Source organism: Nitratireductor indicus C115 (assembly GCF_000300515.1).
Taxonomy (GTDB): Bacteria; Pseudomonadota; Alphaproteobacteria; order Rhizobiales; family Rhizobiaceae; genus Nitratireductor; species Nitratireductor indicus.
In genome coordinates this window covers 81,260-96,997 of record NZ_AMSI01000016.1, presented here as the reverse complement: position 1 = coordinate 96,997, position 15,738 = coordinate 81,260, and the positions used below count along the sequence as shown (strand labels likewise).

16 protein-coding genes are annotated in these 15,738 nt (G+C 60.7%); 10 read left to right on the top strand and 6 right to left on the bottom strand.

Going from position 1 to position 15,738, the window contains the following annotated elements; genetic code table 11:
- Positions 1-19: 19 nt before the first annotated feature.
- Entirely contained in the window at positions 20-928 is a 909-nt protein-coding gene (locus tag NA8A_RS20080) for a LysR family transcriptional regulator (RefSeq protein WP_009452223.1), read from the bottom strand.
- 110 nt (positions 929-1,038) lie between these two features.
- Between NA8A_RS20080 and NA8A_RS20075 the strand changes: the two genes are divergently transcribed.
- Both NA8A_RS20075 and NA8A_RS20070 read left to right on the top strand, forming a co-directional pair.
- Entirely contained in the window at positions 1,039-1,377 is a 339-nt protein-coding gene (locus NA8A_RS20075) for a DMT family transporter (RefSeq protein ID WP_009452222.1), read from the top strand.
- Positions 1,374-1,691, top strand: coding sequence for an SMR family transporter (locus tag NA8A_RS20070; protein WP_009452221.1), 318 nt, complete (start codon positions 1,374-1,376; stop codon positions 1,689-1,691). The genes NA8A_RS20075 and NA8A_RS20070 overlap by 4 nt, the downstream gene beginning before the upstream one ends.
- A gap of 66 nt (positions 1,692-1,757) precedes the next feature.
- Here NA8A_RS20070 and NA8A_RS20065 read toward each other — a convergent pair whose 3' ends face one another.
- A complete protein-coding gene (locus NA8A_RS20065) occupies positions 1,758-2,459 on the bottom strand; it encodes a glutathione S-transferase N-terminal domain-containing protein (RefSeq protein ID WP_009452220.1) in 702 nt (233 codons plus the stop codon).
- Between the two features lie 236 nt (positions 2,460-2,695).
- Between NA8A_RS20065 and NA8A_RS25305 the strand changes: the two genes are divergently transcribed.
- The 4 genes from NA8A_RS25305 to NA8A_RS20050 all read left to right on the top strand — a co-directional run bounded on the left by NA8A_RS25305 (position 2,696) and on the right by NA8A_RS20050 (position 5,817).
- Entirely contained in the window at positions 2,696-2,860 is a 165-nt protein-coding gene (locus NA8A_RS25305; protein WP_009452219.1) for a hypothetical protein, read from the top strand.
- Between the two features lie 73 nt (positions 2,861-2,933).
- Positions 2,934-3,119 carry a hypothetical protein gene (locus NA8A_RS20060; protein ID WP_009452218.1) on the top strand — a complete coding sequence of 62 codons (186 nt, stop codon included), beginning with the start codon at positions 2,934-2,936 and terminating at the stop codon, positions 3,117-3,119.
- A gap of 112 nt (positions 3,120-3,231) precedes the next feature.
- Positions 3,232-4,731, top strand: coding sequence for an AMP nucleosidase (locus NA8A_RS20055; protein WP_009452217.1), 1,500 nt, complete (start codon positions 3,232-3,234; stop codon positions 4,729-4,731).
- A gap of 60 nt (positions 4,732-4,791) precedes the next feature.
- Positions 4,792-5,817 carry an endonuclease/exonuclease/phosphatase family protein gene (locus NA8A_RS20050; protein WP_040673185.1) on the top strand — a complete coding sequence of 342 codons (1,026 nt, stop codon included), beginning with the start codon at positions 4,792-4,794 and terminating at the stop codon, positions 5,815-5,817.
- 159 nt (positions 5,818-5,976) lie between these two features.
- Here the strand turns inward: NA8A_RS20050 and NA8A_RS20045 are convergent, their stop codons facing one another.
- The gene (locus NA8A_RS20045; RefSeq protein WP_009452215.1) at positions 5,977-6,804 is read right to left on the bottom strand and encodes a class I SAM-dependent methyltransferase; all 828 of its coding nucleotides are present in this window, start codon (positions 6,802-6,804) and stop codon (positions 5,977-5,979) included.
- A 5-nt stretch (positions 6,805-6,809) separates the two neighbouring features.
- Positions 6,810-8,492 carry an electron transfer flavoprotein-ubiquinone oxidoreductase gene (locus NA8A_RS20040; protein WP_009452214.1) on the bottom strand — a complete coding sequence of 561 codons (1,683 nt, stop codon included), beginning with the start codon at positions 8,490-8,492 and terminating at the stop codon, positions 6,810-6,812.
- A gap of 214 nt (positions 8,493-8,706) precedes the next feature.
- On the opposite strand from NA8A_RS20040, the gene NA8A_RS20035 reads away from it, so the two are divergent.
- From NA8A_RS20035 to NA8A_RS20020, 4 genes are all read left to right on the top strand, one after another.
- A complete protein-coding gene (locus tag NA8A_RS20035; protein WP_009452213.1) occupies positions 8,707-9,561 on the top strand; it encodes a hypothetical protein in 855 nt (284 codons plus the stop codon).
- A gap of 75 nt (positions 9,562-9,636) precedes the next feature.
- Positions 9,637-10,236 carry a DUF2585 family protein gene (locus NA8A_RS20030; RefSeq protein WP_051018040.1) on the top strand — a complete coding sequence of 200 codons (600 nt, stop codon included), beginning with the start codon at positions 9,637-9,639 and terminating at the stop codon, positions 10,234-10,236.
- 132 nt (positions 10,237-10,368) lie between these two features.
- On the top strand, positions 10,369-11,205 hold the full coding sequence (locus NA8A_RS20025) for a uracil-DNA glycosylase (RefSeq protein WP_009452211.1): 837 nt from the start codon (positions 10,369-10,371) through the stop codon (positions 11,203-11,205).
- A 92-nt stretch (positions 11,206-11,297) separates the two neighbouring features.
- Positions 11,298-12,161: a hypothetical protein gene (locus tag NA8A_RS20020; protein WP_009452210.1), complete on the top strand. Its 864-nt coding sequence runs from the start codon at positions 11,298-11,300 to the stop codon at positions 12,159-12,161.
- 126 nt (positions 12,162-12,287) lie between these two features.
- Here NA8A_RS20020 and NA8A_RS20015 read toward each other — a convergent pair whose 3' ends face one another.
- Both NA8A_RS20015 and NA8A_RS20010 read right to left on the bottom strand, forming a co-directional pair.
- On the bottom strand, positions 12,288-13,241 hold the full coding sequence (locus tag NA8A_RS20015) for a DMT family transporter (protein WP_009452209.1): 954 nt from the start codon (positions 13,239-13,241) through the stop codon (positions 12,288-12,290).
- 67 nt (positions 13,242-13,308) lie between these two features.
- Positions 13,309-15,624 (bottom strand): xanthine dehydrogenase family protein molybdopterin-binding subunit, encoded by a 2,316-nt coding sequence (locus tag NA8A_RS20010; protein ID WP_009452208.1) that lies wholly within the window; start codon positions 15,622-15,624, stop codon positions 13,309-13,311.
- Positions 15,625-15,738: the final 114 nt, after the last annotated feature.

Sequence of the window (15,738 nt, the reverse complement as noted above, 5' to 3'; positions counted from 1 at the left end):
CGAATGGAACACCTCTGGCTCACTCCGAAACAATTCCTGCCTCGCGCATACGCGTGAGGATAATGCCGTGCGCCTCCAGCGGCAGGGGGCCGGCAGCGTTCGCGCTGCCGGCCAACGGCTCGCGGCTGCACACGAAATAGGGATACCAGACTTCGCCAAGCCCGTGATTGATCTGGCCAAGCTGGGCATAATCTTCTTCGGAAAGCAGTGGCTCCGGCACATAACCCCAGCCAAGCCCGTCGCAGATCGCGTCCTTGCCAAGTTCGAAACTGCTGAGTGCAATGCGTTCGCTGCCCATCGCGTCGAGATGGAAACGTTCGCTCTGCGTGCTGTCGAGATAGGTGATCTGCGGCAGGGTGGCGAGGTCCTCGTCGGCCACATAGCTCATCGAATGCAGGGGGTGATTGCCCGCCACCATCATCTTCATCCCGATCCTGGTGACGACGCGGCTATACAATCCTGCCGCAGGGCCCGAGCGGCCCGACGCCACGAAATAGGCGATGTCCAGCTGTCCTTCGCGCACCAATTCGGGCAGGACGTCGCTTTCGGCGTAGCGCATGCTCAAACGCAACTCCGGGCGCGCGCGCCGGATTTCGCGGATGACATGGCGCCAGAAATCTTCCGGCAGAACATCGTCACGGCCAATCCGCAGTTCCCGGCTGCCCGTCTCCGCTCCCCGGGCACAGCGTTCAGCTATGCCTTTCGACAGGGCGACGATACGGGCGCAATCATCGAGAATATGCTCGCCCACGGGTGACAGGGACAGGCTGTTGCCACGCCGCACGAAGAGATCGACCCCAAGTTCGTCCTCAAGAGCCGAAATGGCCATGCTGATCGTGGAACGATTGCGACCAAGGGCCAAAGCGGCACCTGAAATGGATCCAGCTCGCGCCGCAGCTTCGAAATATTCCAGATATTCGAGACGCATGCTCACGCCCCTTCGTCAGAAAACTTGTCACTGAGCGATTTTTCTTACCGCCAATCGTCGACTATCTCAATCAAGCGACATTGAATTTGATTGTTTATATGAGGCATGAAATGCATTGGTTCTATCTGACGGCAGCGGTTTCGGCTGAAGTTATCGGAACCACCTTGATGAAGTTCCTGGTTTCGGCCGATCAGCTGGCGCTCGGCACATTAGCCGCGCTCACCATGATTGCGCTTGCCTATCTCTTTCTGGGAAAAGCCACATTGCGCATTCCCGTGGCCCTGGCCAACGCCTTCTGGGAGGGGCTGGGCATGATCCTGATCGCCCTCGTCTCGCTCCAATTGCTCGGCGAAGCCATGTCTCTCCTGCAGGGCGTGGGCATTGGTGTGGCCATCGTGGGTATTGCAGTGCTCAATTACGGGCACTACCAGCAGGAGCACGCGGAATGAGCATCTATATGGGGTATGTGCTCGGTTCCGTGGCGCTCGATATTTCCGCGAATCTCGCTTTGGCCAAGTCCGGCGGATTTGCCCGCAGGGGCTGGGGCATTTTCGCGGTTCTGCTCATCATGGGCGCCTTCGCCCTTCTGGCACTTGCCGTCACGGGCATGGATCTCTTCATCGCCTATGCGGTGTGGGGGGTAATGTCGATCCTGGGAACGGCGCTGGCCACGCGAATGGTCTTTGGCCATCGCCTGAATATCACGAGTTGGGCGGGAATGGCTCTTCTGATCCTTGCGATCCTTCTGATCCGTCTCGGCTGAGACAAGAAAAAGACGGGCAGCCAAAGGCCGCCCGCCGTTTCCACTCATCGCGCCACTTCAGCGCAATCAGCGCGCGCGCTGATCGAACAGGACCTTCTGGGCGTCCTTGTCCTCGGCAATGTTGCGGCGGTGCTCCTGCCCCACTTCGAGACCGCGAATAACCGCGGGGCGCTCCATGATCGTCTCGAACCAACGCTTGAGATGCGGGAAATCCTCAAGATCCTGCCCCTGGTTCTTGTAGGGCTTGACCCAGCCGATGCTTGCCATATCGGCGATGGAATAGTCGCCCGCCAGGAATTCGCGGTCCGCGAGGCGCTTGTTCATCACACCGTAAAGGCGATTGACCTCATTGGTGTAGCGATTGATGCCGTAAGGCACTTTTTCCGGGGCATATTGACGGAAGTGATGAGCCTGACCCGCCATGGGCCCGAGACCACCGACCTGCCAGAACAACCATTGCTCCACTTCCACACGAGTCCGTTCATCGCTCGGGTAGAACTTGCCGGTCTTGCGACCGAGATACTGAAGGATGGCGCCAGACTCGAAAACCGAGATCGGCTCACCGCCCGGCCCTTCGGGATCGATGATGGCGGGCATGCGATTGTTGGGCGAAATTTTCAGGAATGACGGCTCGAATTGCTCGCCCTTACCGATGTTGACGTATTTCACCTCGTAGGGAAGGCCTGCTTCCTCGAGATAGATGCTGATCTTCCAGCCATTGGGTGTTGGCCAATAATAGAGTTCGATCGGCTTGTTCTGGGTGGTCATGCGTAGTGCCTCCAAGATTGAGCGCCGCGCGGTCGGGGGAGGTTCGCGGCGCAGGGAGTGAGGTAAGCAAGCATCGGCCGATTTGCAATATCGCGCGGCAGGCGATCCTGCGAGCATCGGCTGTGCGGAGCTTCTTCCCTTCCCGGTAACACTTGTGAACGGCGGATGAATGTTGCCCTCAGAGGCGGTTCAGACGCCCGCTGGCATGATCGGCACCATGATGAGGGAAGAAAAAAATGCTGATGCGCCGCTTTACCATCGTCTGCCTGCTGACCGCCCTGTTCGGCATGGGACTTGCCATTCTGGTGGCCGAGGCAAGCAGGCCTTCCGGCGACTGGAGAGACAACCGGCCTATCGCCTGCACAGTGGCGACCGGGCCCTGCGCGAGGCCTCATCGATAGCGCGCAATGCAATTTCGATAGACCACACCCTATGCAACCCGACTGCAAAGCATTCTTGAAAGGAGGCCTGACGATGAAAAAACTGATTTCAACCCTCGGCCACCTTGCTAAGGCCCTGGCCGTGGCCGCGGTGGTGAGTTCCCCGTTGATGGCCGTTCAGAATGTGCGCGCCGGCAATGAAAACGTCATTGAAGGCCGCTATGACAAGTCAAGCGGCGCAGGCTTCGTGCTGATGGTCAGCCTGAAAAGGGCACGATAGGCGTCAAACCGCTTCCACTTGAGCCGTCTATCCTGGTGGAACCTTGTCACTTGGAGTCTTCTCTCTTGAAGTCCAGGCCTTGAGAAGAAAAACAATTTCCATATAAAAGGCCATGGAAAAGCAAATCTACCCTCAGCCTATTCAAACCATCGCCTCACCGGAGCCTTTTGCCCGGAAGAGCTTTACGGATGCGCGCGAGGCCGTCGCGGCCTTAAAGGCGCTTTACGAACGCAATACCGCCTTTCTGCGGGATGCCTTTTCACAGGTGGCGCAAGCCGGCGAAAGCGACCGCCGCTACCGCGCATTCTATCCTGAAGTGAGCCTGGCAACCGGCTCCTACGCGCAGATCGACACGCGGCTTGCCTATGGCCATGTGGCAGCGCCCGGTGTCTACGCCACGACCATCACCCGCCCCGACCTCTTCGAGGACTATCTGGTCGAGCAGCTTGGCCTCGTCATCAAGAATCACGGGGTCCCCGTCACCGTTTCGGAATCGCAGACGCCGATCCCGCTGCACTTCGCCTTTCTCAACAACACCTATGTGGAAGGCTCGGTGGCGGACCGGCTCAAGCGGCCGCTGCGCGATCTCTTCGACGTGCCGGACCTGAACGCGACGGACGACCACATCGTCAACGGCACCTATGAGGTTCCGCCCGGCGACCCGATGCCGCTTGCACCCTTCACGGCGCAGCGCATCGACTATTCGTTGCACAGGCTTTCACACTATACGGCGACGGCGGCTGACCATTTCCAGAATTTCGTGCTGTTCACGAACTATCAGTTCTACATAGACGAGTTCTGTGCGCTGGCTCGCCAGATGATGGAGGAAGGCGGCAATGGCTACACCTCCTTCGTGGAACCGGGAAATCTGGTGACACGGGCGAGCGAGAGCGAGCCGCAAGGCAACCCTGTGGCACGGCTGCCCCAAATGCCCGCCTATCACCTGACGCGCGACAATCATTGCGGCATCACCATGGTGAATATCGGCGTCGGCCCCTCCAACGCAAAGACCATCACCGACCATATCGCCGTTTTACGCCCGCATGCCTGGCTGATGCTCGGCCATTGCGCGGGGCTCAGGAACACCCAGGCGCTGGGCGACTATGTGCTGGCCCATGCCTATGTGCGCGAAGACCATGTGCTCGACGACGACCTGCCGGTCTGGGTGCCCCTGCCCGCTCTCGCCGAAGTGCAGGTGGCGCTGCAGGAAGCGGTTGCCGAAGTGACCGGTCTTTCGGGCTATGAGCTGAAGCGGATCATGCGCACGGGAACGGTTGCGACCATCGACAACCGCAACTGGGAACTGCGCGAACAACGCGGCCCCGTGCAGCGCCTCTCGCAATCGCGCGCCATCGCGCTCGACATGGAATCGGCCACCATCGCCGCAAACGGCTTCCGCTTCCGCGTCCCTTATGGCACGCTGCTGTGCGTTTCGGACAAGCCACTGCATGGTGAATTGAAATTGCCGGGCATGGCGACGGAATTCTACAAGAGACAGGTCTCGCAGCACCTGAAAATCGGGATGCTTGCGGTGGAAAAACTGGCGGCGATGCCCCCCGAACGCCTGCACTCCCGCAAGCTCAGAAGCTTCTTCGAGACCGCCTTTCAATAGTCCAAAACCTCCGTTACGGGGGCGGCTCAAACTCCGCGCCAAAGGAGACGAGGCAAAAGGATGCAGCGAAGCAGACCAAGGACGGTCATTCCCGCGTTGCTCGCACTGGGGGCTGTGGCGATCTCGCTGCCCCTGGTGGCGGGCTATTGGGGGCGCATCCATCCGGCTTTCGATTCCATGGCCCATTTCCGGCTGCATCTGGCAGCCCTTTTAACGCTTTTCGCGCTGCCCCTCCTGTTCTTCAAAGGGTGGCGGCAGATCGGGGCCGCCTCTTGCGTGCTTGGCATCGCGGCCATGAGCGCCACGATGACATCGGGCCTTTCTGCCCGCCCCGCCACGGCCGCAGCCGCCGAGGCACCGGCGGCACGATATCGCCTGATGCAGATGAACCTGCGCTACGACAACACCTCGCCCAAGAAGCTCTTTTCGCTCATTGGCGCGATGAAGCCCGACGTCATCACGCTGAACGAAGTCTCGGGCATGTGGGTCGAGCAGCTCAAATATCTTGAAGCAACCTATCCATACCGCATCATCTGCCCGCCGCCCGCCCGGATCGGCGGGGTGGCGATCCTGTCGCGCCGGCCCTTCCTGCATCCAGCGACGGTGACTTGCCACGATCGCGGTTCCATGGCGGTCGCAAGCATCAGCTTCGGTGGGAGCTCGGTCGATGTGGCCGCATTGCATCTGGGGTGGCCCTGGCCCTTCGAGCAGAAAGCGCACGTCCGGCGCATCACGCCGGCAGTCGAGAAACTCGGTAACACGGCAATCCTTGCCGGCGATCTCAATGCCACTCCATGGAGCGTGACAGCGCGGACGCTTGAAAGCGTGGGCCACATGAAGGCTCTGCCGGGCATCGGCGCGACATGGTTCATCCCGTCCTTTCCCATTGCGGTGAGAAAGGTCGCGGGCCTGCCTATCGACAATGTCTTCACCAAGGGACGCGTCGTCCCCATATCGGTAAAGCGGCTTGGCGATGCGGGCTCCGACCATCTGCCGGTGCTGTTCGAGTTCAGCCTCCTGCCGCGTCCGCAGGGGGAGGACGAGGGCGTCCAGCAGGCAAAGGTGAGCACCCATTCGCCAGCGTGAAAGCGTCTGCGATATCGCACATAGGAAGGTTGTCGCCGCCGATGCGGGTCGCACAGGGCTCGGGAAGTGAAGCTATCACCGGCGCTGAGACAGCTTCAAGCGACACGCAAGAATGTTCTGCTGCATCGAGACCGTGCGTGATTGCCGCGAGATCGAGCCTCAAAGCTTACGGGCGATAACCAGATGGCCGCGAACGGGCTTTCCCTGTTCGTGGCGCACCGTAATGGGCCTGAAGGCGAGACAGGCAAACCCGTTCTCCTTCATGAGACCGCGCAAATAAGCCTCGGCGTGAGCGAAGCGCTGGTGCGGACCGACCATGAAGGGGCGGCCCTCAAAGGTTTCCGTCGGAAGCGTTTCGGTGGAGAAAGCCAGGATGCCGCGCCGGGCCATCACGGAAGCGGCCCCGGCAAAAAAGCCTTCCAGATGCCCCATATAGGGCAAGACATCCGTGGCCGTCACGAGATCGTAGGGCTCGGTCTCGACACTCTCCAGAAAGTCGACGACCTCCCCCACATAGAGTTCGTCATAGACGTCTTTTTCCTCGGCGAGCTCAAGCATGTTTTCCGACAGATCGACGCCCGTCACATGCGCGGCCATATCGCACAGTGTCTCGCCGCTGAGCCCCGTTCCGCACCCAAGATCGAGCAGGCGCTCGTAGTTTCCCGGCGCGAATTTCTGCAGGGCCTTGCGCACGAGATCGGGAACGCCATAGCCCAGCTGGTCGACGAGGATGTTCTCGAAATCGCCAGCATGCTGGTCGAAAAGCGTGGTGACATAGGCATCGGGCGCCTTCGGAGGCGTTTCCCCGCGGCCTATGCTGGCAAGCCGGACGGCGGCGCCGCCGTGATCGTCGGGATCAAGCCGCAACACTTCCTGATAGGCGGATGCAGCCGCCTCATAGTCGCCCGACTTTTCCAGCGTGAGCGCCCGGTTGTAGGCTTCCGCCAGCGCTTCCTCGTCGATGCCGCCGTCTTTTTCTTCCGCCAAGGACGTCACATCCCCGTATAAACGGGGCCCTCGCCGCCCTGCGGCGGAACCCAGTTGATGTTCTGATTGGGGTCCTTGATGTCGCAGGTCTTGCAGTGGACGCAGTTCTGCGCATTGATCACGAACTTCGCCTCGTCTGCATGGGTACCGTCGGTAAGGGCATTGCCCTCCGCGTCCACCCATTCATAGACGCCAGCCGGACAATAGCGCGAGGACGGCCCCGCATAGACCGCATATTCGGACGTCCTTTGCAGTTCCATGTCCCTGACCTGAAGATGGACCGGCTGATCCTCCTCATGATTGGTGTTGGACAGAAACACCGAGGACAACCGGTCGAAGGTCAGCACGCCATCGGGCTTGGGATAGTCGATCGGCTTGTAGCCGGCTGCAGGCTCCAGCGAAGCGGCGTCAGTCTTGCCGTGCTTCAACGTTCCGAAGGGCGAGATGCCGAACAGGGTGTTCAGCCACATATCGAAGCCGCCGATCCCCACGCCCAGCAGCGTGCCGAAGCGCGACCAGAGCGGCTTGACGTTGCGCACCTTCTTCAGGTCCTTGCCGATATCTGAACCGCGCCAGGCGTTTTCATAGGCCTCGAGCGTGTCATTGGAGCGCCCGGCGGCAAGTGCCTCGACCAGATGTTCGGCGGCGAGCATGCCCGAAAGAACTGCGTTGTGAGACCCCTTGATACGCGGAACATTGACCATACCGGCCGAACAGCCAATGAGAGCACCGCCCGGAAAAGCCAGCTTCGGAACGGACTGCCAGCCACCTTCGGTGATGGCGCGAGCGCCGTAGGAAATGCGCTTTGCACCCTCGAACGTCTCGCGGATCGCCGGATGGGTCTTGAAGCGCTGGAACTCCTGGAAGGGCGACAGGAAGGGATTCTTGTAGTTCAGATGCAGTACGAAGCCGACCGCCACCTGGTTGTTCTCCAGATGGTAGAGGAAAGAGCCGCCGCCGGTCTTCATGTCGAGCGGCCAGCCGAAGGAATGCTGCACCAGGCCCGGCTTGTGGTTCTCGGGCTTCACTTCCCAGAGTTCCTTCAGGCCGATGCCGAATTTTTGCGGCTCGCGACCTTCGTCGAGCCCGAACTTAGCGATCAGCTTCTTGGCAAGCGATCCGCGAACGCCCTCGCCGATCAGCACATATTTGCCGAGCAAGGCCATGCCGGGCTGATAATTGGGGCCGTGCGAGCCATCGCGCTCCACCCCCATGTCGCCGGTAACGACACCCGTCACCGCACCTTCGTCGTTGTAGATCAAATCAGCAGCTGCAAAGCCCGGATAGATCTCGACGCCGAGCGCTTCGGCATGGCCGGCCAGCCAGCGGCAGACATTGCCCAGTGAAACAGCGTAATTGCCGTGATTATTCATCAATGGCGGCATGATGAAATTGGGAATGCGGATAGCGCCCGCAGGGCCAAGCACGAGGAACTTATCCTCCGTCACCGGGGTCCTGAAGGGGTGATCGGTCTCGCTGCGCCACTCCGGCAACAGGCGGTCGATGCCGATGGGATCGACAACGGCGCCGGACAGGATATGGGCTCCGACCTCGCCGCCCTTTTCCAGAACGACGACGGAAAGCTCGGGATCAAGCTGCTTCAGCCTGATCGACGCGGCCAGCCCCGCCGGACCTGCGCCGACGATGACCACATCGAATTCCATGCTTTCGCGTTCCGTTTCGCTCATTCGACCCTCCGCGTTTCGCGATTTAGGCCTGCCGCATCCCTCCGGCGGAGACCTGTCGTTGTAAAGGCTACGCAATCCCGATCAGGACGTGCGCCAATCGTGCGGCTATAGCGCATCCGCCGAAGCTCGAAAACCGTCGAAAACAGCGCATCCGCTTTTGTAACGATTAGATTGTGCCGCGACCAGCCGACTTCTGGCGCAAGTGCAGGAAGGCATGGAAAGCTCTCGCCATTCCGGCTATCACAACATTCACGATCCGGGCTTCCGGCCTGATGCGGCGGGGCACTTGCGCATGCATTCAACGATACGTCACGAACAGAGCGGAGAAACAGCTTCCTCGCTCCGGTTGGTTCTTACGCTGATCGCCCTTTTATGGGTTCTTTCCGATATCGGTTTCTATTTCCTGCTGCCGGCTCTTGGCCAGACGGCGAGCTATAATGAGAACCCGATAGGAACCAGCCTCTATTATGTGTTCTGGGTGGGGATCGCCGTCATCACCTTCTGGCCGCAATATGCGCGCTGGCAACGAGTGTCGCGCTGGCGCATGTTCGGCAACCGCCTGACCAGCATCGCGGTATGGTCCCTTGCCTTCATCGCGGCCATGGCGTTTCTCGCCTATCTTCCCAAACTGCCGCCAATCGACCTGCAGGGCGTTACCTTCCGCGAGGGGTTCACCCTGCCGGAGCTGCCCCTGGCAAATGGCTGGTATTTCCTGCCGAAATCGGTCGAAATCCTGTTTCAGCAGCTTCTGGTGGTCGCCCTTGTCCTTGCCATGGCCTCGGAAGGGATCAGGGTGGGAAAGATCGCCCTTTATTGCGGTCTTCTCTTCGGCGGAACCCATCTTCTTCTTGCCTTCGGCGACGTGCCGGTCGGTTATGTCATCCGCTTCGCTTTTCTGGCCGGGCTTTTCGGTCTGACGATCCCTTACCTGATCCTGCGCGTGCCCAATGGCTTTGCCTATTCCTATGCGATCCACTGGGGGTATTACGCGGCCACCGTCATGATGGCCCGGATCGTGGGGCCAGAAGCTGTTCTCACGATCATCAGGTCACTGTTCGACTTGTCATAAGGCGCAATCGAACGGCCTCGAATCACTGTAAGGGTTTCCAGGAGAAGACCGAAAGGGCCATCCATGAACACATTCATGAACTCCGGGCAGAACTGGTTCACGCGGACCTATGCACAGCACCCCGTTTTCGTGACGCTTGCCATCATCCTCGCGCTGATGAGCGCGCAGGCAGCGTTTCTGGCTGCCATGGGACACCCCGCGATCTGCGATTGCGGAAACGTCAAGCTTCTCTATCCCGATCCCTCCGGCCCCGAGACGTCGCAACACATTGCCGATTGGTACACCTATTCGCATGTGCTGCACGGGCTGATCTTCTATCTGATCCTGTGGCTCATCGCCCCCCGCATGCCCGTGGGCCTGAGGCTTGCGCTTGCGGTGGGCATCGAGGTCGCATGGGAGATGGCCGAGAACACGCCCATGGTGATCAATCGCTACCGCCAGTCGGCGCTCGCGGAAGGCTATTATGGCGACAGCATACTCAATTCGCTCTCCGACACGGTGTCTGCCATCATCGGTTTCGTCATAGCGCGGGTTTCACCCGTGTGGCTGAGCGTCGGCCTGATCGTGGCGACGGAGGTGTTCATGGCTTATATGATCCGGGACAATCTCACCCTGAACATCATCCAGCTTCTCCACCCGAGCGAGGCGATCTCGCGCTGGCAGACGGGCGGATAGGCGCGTTCCGGTCGTTTTCCCCTTGGCCCTTTTCCCCGGCCCTTTTCCCCATGCAAACTTGCATCGGGCTGCAAAGAGTCAGACAGTGCGGTGGATAATGCGGGCGTGCCGCACGATAGGAACCGGACGGGTATGGAATCCGCAGGAACAAGGGAGCTTCTGAGCTTCTATGCCGATGCCGGCGTGGACGATCCCGTATGGGACGATGCGGCTGACCGTTTCGAGGAAACGCGCATCGAGGCCGAGAAGCGGAACGAACGCCGTGCACAGGCACAGGCCGCCCGGAACAATAGTTCCCAGCGCCCTGCGCCAGCACAGCGTGCAGCCTCCGCCCCTGCGACAGCCGCCGTCCCGGACGACGCACAGGCAGCGCGAGCGCGAGAAATTGCGCGTGGGGCAGAGACACTCGACGCACTGCGCGAACAACTTAACGCCTTCGATGGCTGCAATCTCAAGACCACGGCCAAGAACACCGTCTTTGCAGACGGCAATCCGCAGGCCGACATCATGTTTATCGGAGAGGCGCCGGGCCGCGACGAGGACATTCAGGGCCTGCCCTTCGTGGGGCGATCGGGCCAATTGCTCGACCGCATGCTTGCCGCAATCGGCCTTGACCGGACATCCGCCTATATTTCCAACGTCATTCCCTGGCGTCCGCCGGGCAACAGGGACCCTTCCCCGCTGGAAACCGAGATTTGCCGCCCCTTCATCGAACGGCATATCGAGCTTGTGGCACCCAAGGTGCTGGTGACACTCGGCAACCCCTCGACCAAGCTGCTTTTGAACACCCAGACCGGCATCATGCGCATGCGCGGCAATTGGGCGGTTCACAAGACACCATCCGGGCTCGATATACCGACCATGCCGACCCTTCACCCGGCCTATCTTCTGCGCAACCCTGCACATAAGAAACTTGCGTGGCGCGATTTTCTGGCCATTCGGGCGCGGCTCAACGAAAGCGCATCCTAGATTCGCTCCTTCATCTTCCGGCCGGCGCTTAAACTGCCGCTTAACCATGTCCATGCACACTGACCGAGTAAACCCAGTACCCGGAGACGGCCATGTGCGTTCGTTCAGTATCCGGGGGGCATCTTGCGTTTATCCTTTTTCTACTTTCCAGCCCCAATCCCAGTTTCGGCGCCGATGCGCCAAGCGCCCGCAACCTCGAAGAACCACCGGAACTGAATGACCTGCCGCCCCTTGTGGAGATGGGCGCAGCGACGATCGGCTATATCTCTATCGAGCAGAGAAATGGCACAGGCACGCTGGACGACCTGTCCGACAAAACATCCTCATGGGCTCTGCGCGGTGCAGCAAGCCGCGACATGGGCAATGACTGGAACATGCAGGTCGATGGCCACTACGGCGCGGCCAAGGCCGGCCTTGCGAAGGCGCAAACCAAGGGAGGCGCAGCCCATGTCTATTATCGGCGCCCCTCAAGCCACGCGTTTGGAGGCTTTGTCGAAACCTCTCAACTGGATGCGCAACTGGCCGAACTCGCAGGCGGTGGCAAAACCGACGCGAATGCAATTCTGGGCGGTCTGGAGGGAGCCTATTTTCTCGAACAGGCCACACTTTACGGAAAGGCGGGAGCCGGTAAAGCCATAGGCGGAGAGAAATCGGCCGTTCAGATCGCGGCAGCTGCTGGAGCTCGCTACTATATCAACGATAATCTACGCCTCGATTTCGAGGGCGATTTCCGCCGTTGGCAGGCCGACGGAAAGACACTCGACACATTCGGCGCTTCCACCGTTGCAAATTACCGGTTGCATGACAGCCCGTTCGCGGCCTTTGCCGGATACCGCTATGAGCGAACAAGCTCAGACACCGAGCCCTATCGCTCGCACGGGCTGATGGCGGGGTTCCGCTATCATTTCGGCTCAGGCAGCCTGAAGGACGCCGAGCGCAACGGAGCGCTTTGGTGACGTCGGATGATTTCGGTCGTGTTCAGTTGCGTTGCAGCGACCTTGTGCGTGGTTTGACAAGCCAACCCGTACCTCATGGTGAGCTTGTCGAACCACGCACGGGAGCATTGCAATGTGGGAACCGGGCTATGAACCGGGCGGCACGAAACGCCGGGCCGCCACGCGCTTCAGGCCGAGCTGGCGCTCGCGCCAGATAATGAACAGGCCTGCACCGATGACGATCAGGCCACCGACAAGCGTGTAGAGCGTGGGCACATCGCCAAAGGCGAAAAAGCCGATGACGATGGCAAGCAGCATCGAGGTGTATTCGAATGGTGCGATGGTGGAGAGTTCGGCATGACGGTAGCACTCCGTCATGAGAATCTGCCCGATGCCGCCGGCAAACCCGGCTCCGACGAGGCAGAGCGCCTGTTTCCACGACAGGCTCTCCCAACCGAAGGGGATGCTGAAAAGCGCAAGCACGGTTGCCGTGACGGAGAACCACAGGACGATGGTTGCGGTCTTTTCCGTCGTGACAAGCTTGCGCACCAGAAGCATCGCGACGGCGGAAATGGAGGCTGCGCCGAGAATGGCAATGACGCCGATGCCCTGCCCCGCATCCATGCCCTGAGCGCCCGTCAAAAGAGTGAGCTTCGGCAAAGCGATGATCACGACGCCGATGAAGCCGATAGCGACCGCGCTCCAGCGGTAAATACGCACGCTTTCGCCCAGGAAGATCGCCGAGAAGACGACCACTATGAGCGGCTGGGCGTAATTCAGTGTCACTGCATCGGGCAGCGGCAGGCGGGTCAGGCCGAAGAAGCCAAGCCCCATGGAAAAGACACCGACCAGGCCGCGCATGACATGGCTGACCGGCCGCGTGGTGCGGAACGCGGTGGCGAGCTCATGGCGCCAGGCGAGCATGGCAAGGATCGGGAAAATGGCGAAGAGCGAGCGAAAGAAGACGATCTGTCCCGCCGGGACGGTCCCCGCCGCCTTGATAAGCGAGGACATGATGACGAATACGGAAACCGAAACGATCTTGAGAGCAATGCCGACGAGGGGCCGTCCCTCGACGTTGAGTTCGTTCACGGCCGGCATAATCGAGCCTCTGTAAGAGCCACCTCCAACCCGAGAGGCCGGAAGCTTATGAAATGGGAGAGCACGATCAGCCGCGCGCCTCCCGAATTGCCTGCCATATGCGAGAAGGTGTCGTGGGCATCTCGATATGGCCAATACCATGGGCGCGATACAGCGCATCCGTGACCGCATTCAGCACCGCCGGCGTCGCGCCGATCGTGCCGGCCTCACCCGCTCCCTTGATGCCAAGGGCATTGGTGGTCGAGGGGACATTGCGTGTCTCGAAATGGATGAAGGGGACATCGTCGGCGCGCGGCATGGCGTAGTCCATGAAACTTGCCGTCACCAATTGTCCGTCCTCCGAATAGACCGTTTCTTCCGTCAGTGCCTGGCCAAGCCCCTGCACCACGCCGCCATGCACCTGGCCGGCGAGAAGAATCGGGTTAACGGTAGCGCCGAAATCGTCAACGATCCAATAACCGATCACATCGACCTTGCCCGTTTCAGGCTCAATCTCGACCTCGCATATATGGGTCCCGTTCGGATAGGTCGCTTCTTCCTGAACGAACTCCCCAAAACCGTGCAGGTCTTCGGGCTTGGCCGCCGCGCGCGCAATCGCGGAAAACTCCACCGAACGGTCGGTGCCCACGATGCGGGCCGTGCCGCCCGACAATTCGATATCCTCGACGGAAGCCTCCAGCTCGTCGGCTGCGATGCGGCGGATCTTCTGCGCCAGATCCTCGCCCGCCCAGGCCGCTGAGACACCGCCTAGCGGAATGGAGCGGGAACCGCCCGTGCCGCCGCCCGAGGCAAGCTCGTCGGTATCGCCCTGGCGCACCGTCACCTTGTCGATATCGATGTTGAGCTTGTCGGCCACGAACTGCGCATAGGCGGTGGCGTGGCCCTGGCCGTTGGACTGGGTGCCGATCAGGAGCGTGACCGTACCATCGCCGTTCAGACGGGCATGGGCGGGCTCGGATCCCGCGAAAGCGCAGGCCTCGATATAGGTTGCCATGCCGATGCCGCGCAGCCTGCCGCGCTTTTTCGCCTCTCCGGCGCGCGCCTCGAAGCCCTGCCAGTCGGCACGGTCCATGGCGAGGTCCATGTGGCCCTCGAACTCGCCCACATCGTAGAGGCGGCCCGTCTGCGTGCGGTAAGGGAACTGCTCAGGGCGAATGAAGTTACGCCGGCGGATTTCTTCGCGCCCCATGCCCAGGTCGCGCGCGCAGGCATCGACCAGTTTTTCCAGCAAGAAGGCGGCCTCGGGCCGCCCCGCCCCGCGATAGGCATCCACGGGGCATGTGTTGGTGTAGACGCCATCGATGGTCACATCGATGGCCTGAATGTCATAGACACCGGTGGACATGGACACGCCCACATAGGGAATGAAAGCAGCGTACTGGGAGATATAAGCGCCCATATTGGCAATGAGCCGGACGCGCAGCGCGAGAAACCGCCCTTCCTTCGACAGCGCCATCTCCGCTTCGACGACATTGTCGCGCCCTTGCGCGTCCGTCAGGAAATGCTCGCTGCGGTCGCCCGTCCACTTGACCGGACGGCCAAGACGCCGCGCGGCCTCCATGACAAGCGCATATTCACGATAGACGAAGCTCTTGGGGCCGAAGCCCCCGCCCACATCGGGGGTTATGACGCGAATCTTCTCCGGGCCGATCCCGAAGGTGCGCGACAGGATGGATTGCATGGAATGCACACCCTGCGACCCAGTCGTCAGGACAAAGCGATCTTCATCACCGCGCCATTCGGCGAGGGCAGCGCGCGGCTCCATGTAATTGCAGACCAGACGATTGTTGATGAAGGAAATCCGGGTGACGCGATCCGCCTTCGCGAAAGCGGCCTCGGACTTCTCCTTATCGCCGACATGGTAGAGAAAAGCGCGGTTGGTGCCGGCATCGGGCCAGACCAGCGGTGCATCCTCGTCCAGCGCCGAAGCGGTGGCGACCACCGCTTCCTCATCCTCGTAATCGATATCGATCAGCTCGGCCGCATCCTGCGCGTGAGCGCGGCTGTCGGCGACAACGCAGGCCACCGCGTCGCCCACATAAAGCACCCGGTCGCGGCACAGAATGGGGATGTCGCGGGTGGTGGCGCGCGTGCCGTCCGGCTGTTTCTGCATGGAACCGGATTTCAGGTCGGCCAGATGGGCAAGGTCGGCGCCCGTCAGGACGAGATGGACACCGGGAGCCGCCCTGGCTTCATCGAGTGAGCCCACCGTGAAACGCGCATTGGCGACCGGGGAGCGCAGAACATAGAGATGCAGCGTGCCTTCAGGTGAGAAATCGTCCGTATAGCGGCCCTTTCCGGTGATGAAGGCCGCGTCCTCCTTGCGGCGCACGGAGGCGCCCATTCCGAACTTCTGCCCAAATTTCGGGGTCATCACGGTCATGCAAAATTCCTCCTGGCCGGGCTATGCCGCCCCGCTCATGGTCCCCGCTGTCAGGAAACAGTCGATTGACATGCAAGGTCACAGTGTTGTCGAGCCGTATGATTGTGTAAAGAG

Excerpts from the sequence above, each read along its gene's own strand:
- NA8A_RS20080 (WP_009452223.1), bottom strand. The coding sequence starts at position 928 with ATGCGTCTCGAATATCTGGAATATTTCGAAGCTGCGGCGCGAGCTGGA.
- NA8A_RS20075 (WP_009452222.1), top strand. The coding sequence starts at position 1,039 with ATGCATTGGTTCTATCTGACGGCAGCGGTTTCGGCTGAAGTTATCGGA.
- NA8A_RS20070 (WP_009452221.1), top strand. The coding sequence starts at position 1,374 with ATGAGCATCTATATGGGGTATGTGCTCGGTTCCGTGGCGCTCGATATT.
- NA8A_RS20065 (WP_009452220.1), bottom strand. The coding sequence starts at position 2,459 with ATGACCACCCAGAACAAGCCGATCGAACTCTATTATTGGCCAACACCC.
- NA8A_RS25305 (WP_009452219.1), top strand. The coding sequence starts at position 2,696 with ATGCTGATGCGCCGCTTTACCATCGTCTGCCTGCTGACCGCCCTGTTC.
- NA8A_RS20060 (WP_009452218.1), top strand. The coding sequence starts at position 2,934 with ATGAAAAAACTGATTTCAACCCTCGGCCACCTTGCTAAGGCCCTGGCC.
- NA8A_RS20055 (WP_009452217.1), top strand. The coding sequence starts at position 3,232 with ATGGAAAAGCAAATCTACCCTCAGCCTATTCAAACCATCGCCTCACCG.
- NA8A_RS20050 (WP_040673185.1), top strand. The coding sequence starts at position 4,792 with ATGCAGCGAAGCAGACCAAGGACGGTCATTCCCGCGTTGCTCGCACTG.
- NA8A_RS20040 (WP_009452214.1), bottom strand. The coding sequence starts at position 8,492 with ATGAGCGAAACGGAACGCGAAAGCATGGAATTCGATGTGGTCATCGTC.
- NA8A_RS20035 (WP_009452213.1), top strand. The coding sequence starts at position 8,707 with ATGGAAAGCTCTCGCCATTCCGGCTATCACAACATTCACGATCCGGGC.
- NA8A_RS20030 (WP_051018040.1), top strand. The coding sequence starts at position 9,637 with ATGAACTCCGGGCAGAACTGGTTCACGCGGACCTATGCACAGCACCCC.
- NA8A_RS20025 (WP_009452211.1), top strand. The coding sequence starts at position 10,369 with ATGGAATCCGCAGGAACAAGGGAGCTTCTGAGCTTCTATGCCGATGCC.
- NA8A_RS20020 (WP_009452210.1), top strand. The coding sequence starts at position 11,298 with ATGTGCGTTCGTTCAGTATCCGGGGGGCATCTTGCGTTTATCCTTTTT.
- NA8A_RS20015 (WP_009452209.1), bottom strand. The coding sequence starts at position 13,241 with ATGCCGGCCGTGAACGAACTCAACGTCGAGGGACGGCCCCTCGTCGGC.
- NA8A_RS20010 (WP_009452208.1), bottom strand. The coding sequence starts at position 15,624 with ATGACCGTGATGACCCCGAAATTTGGGCAGAAGTTCGGAATGGGCGCC.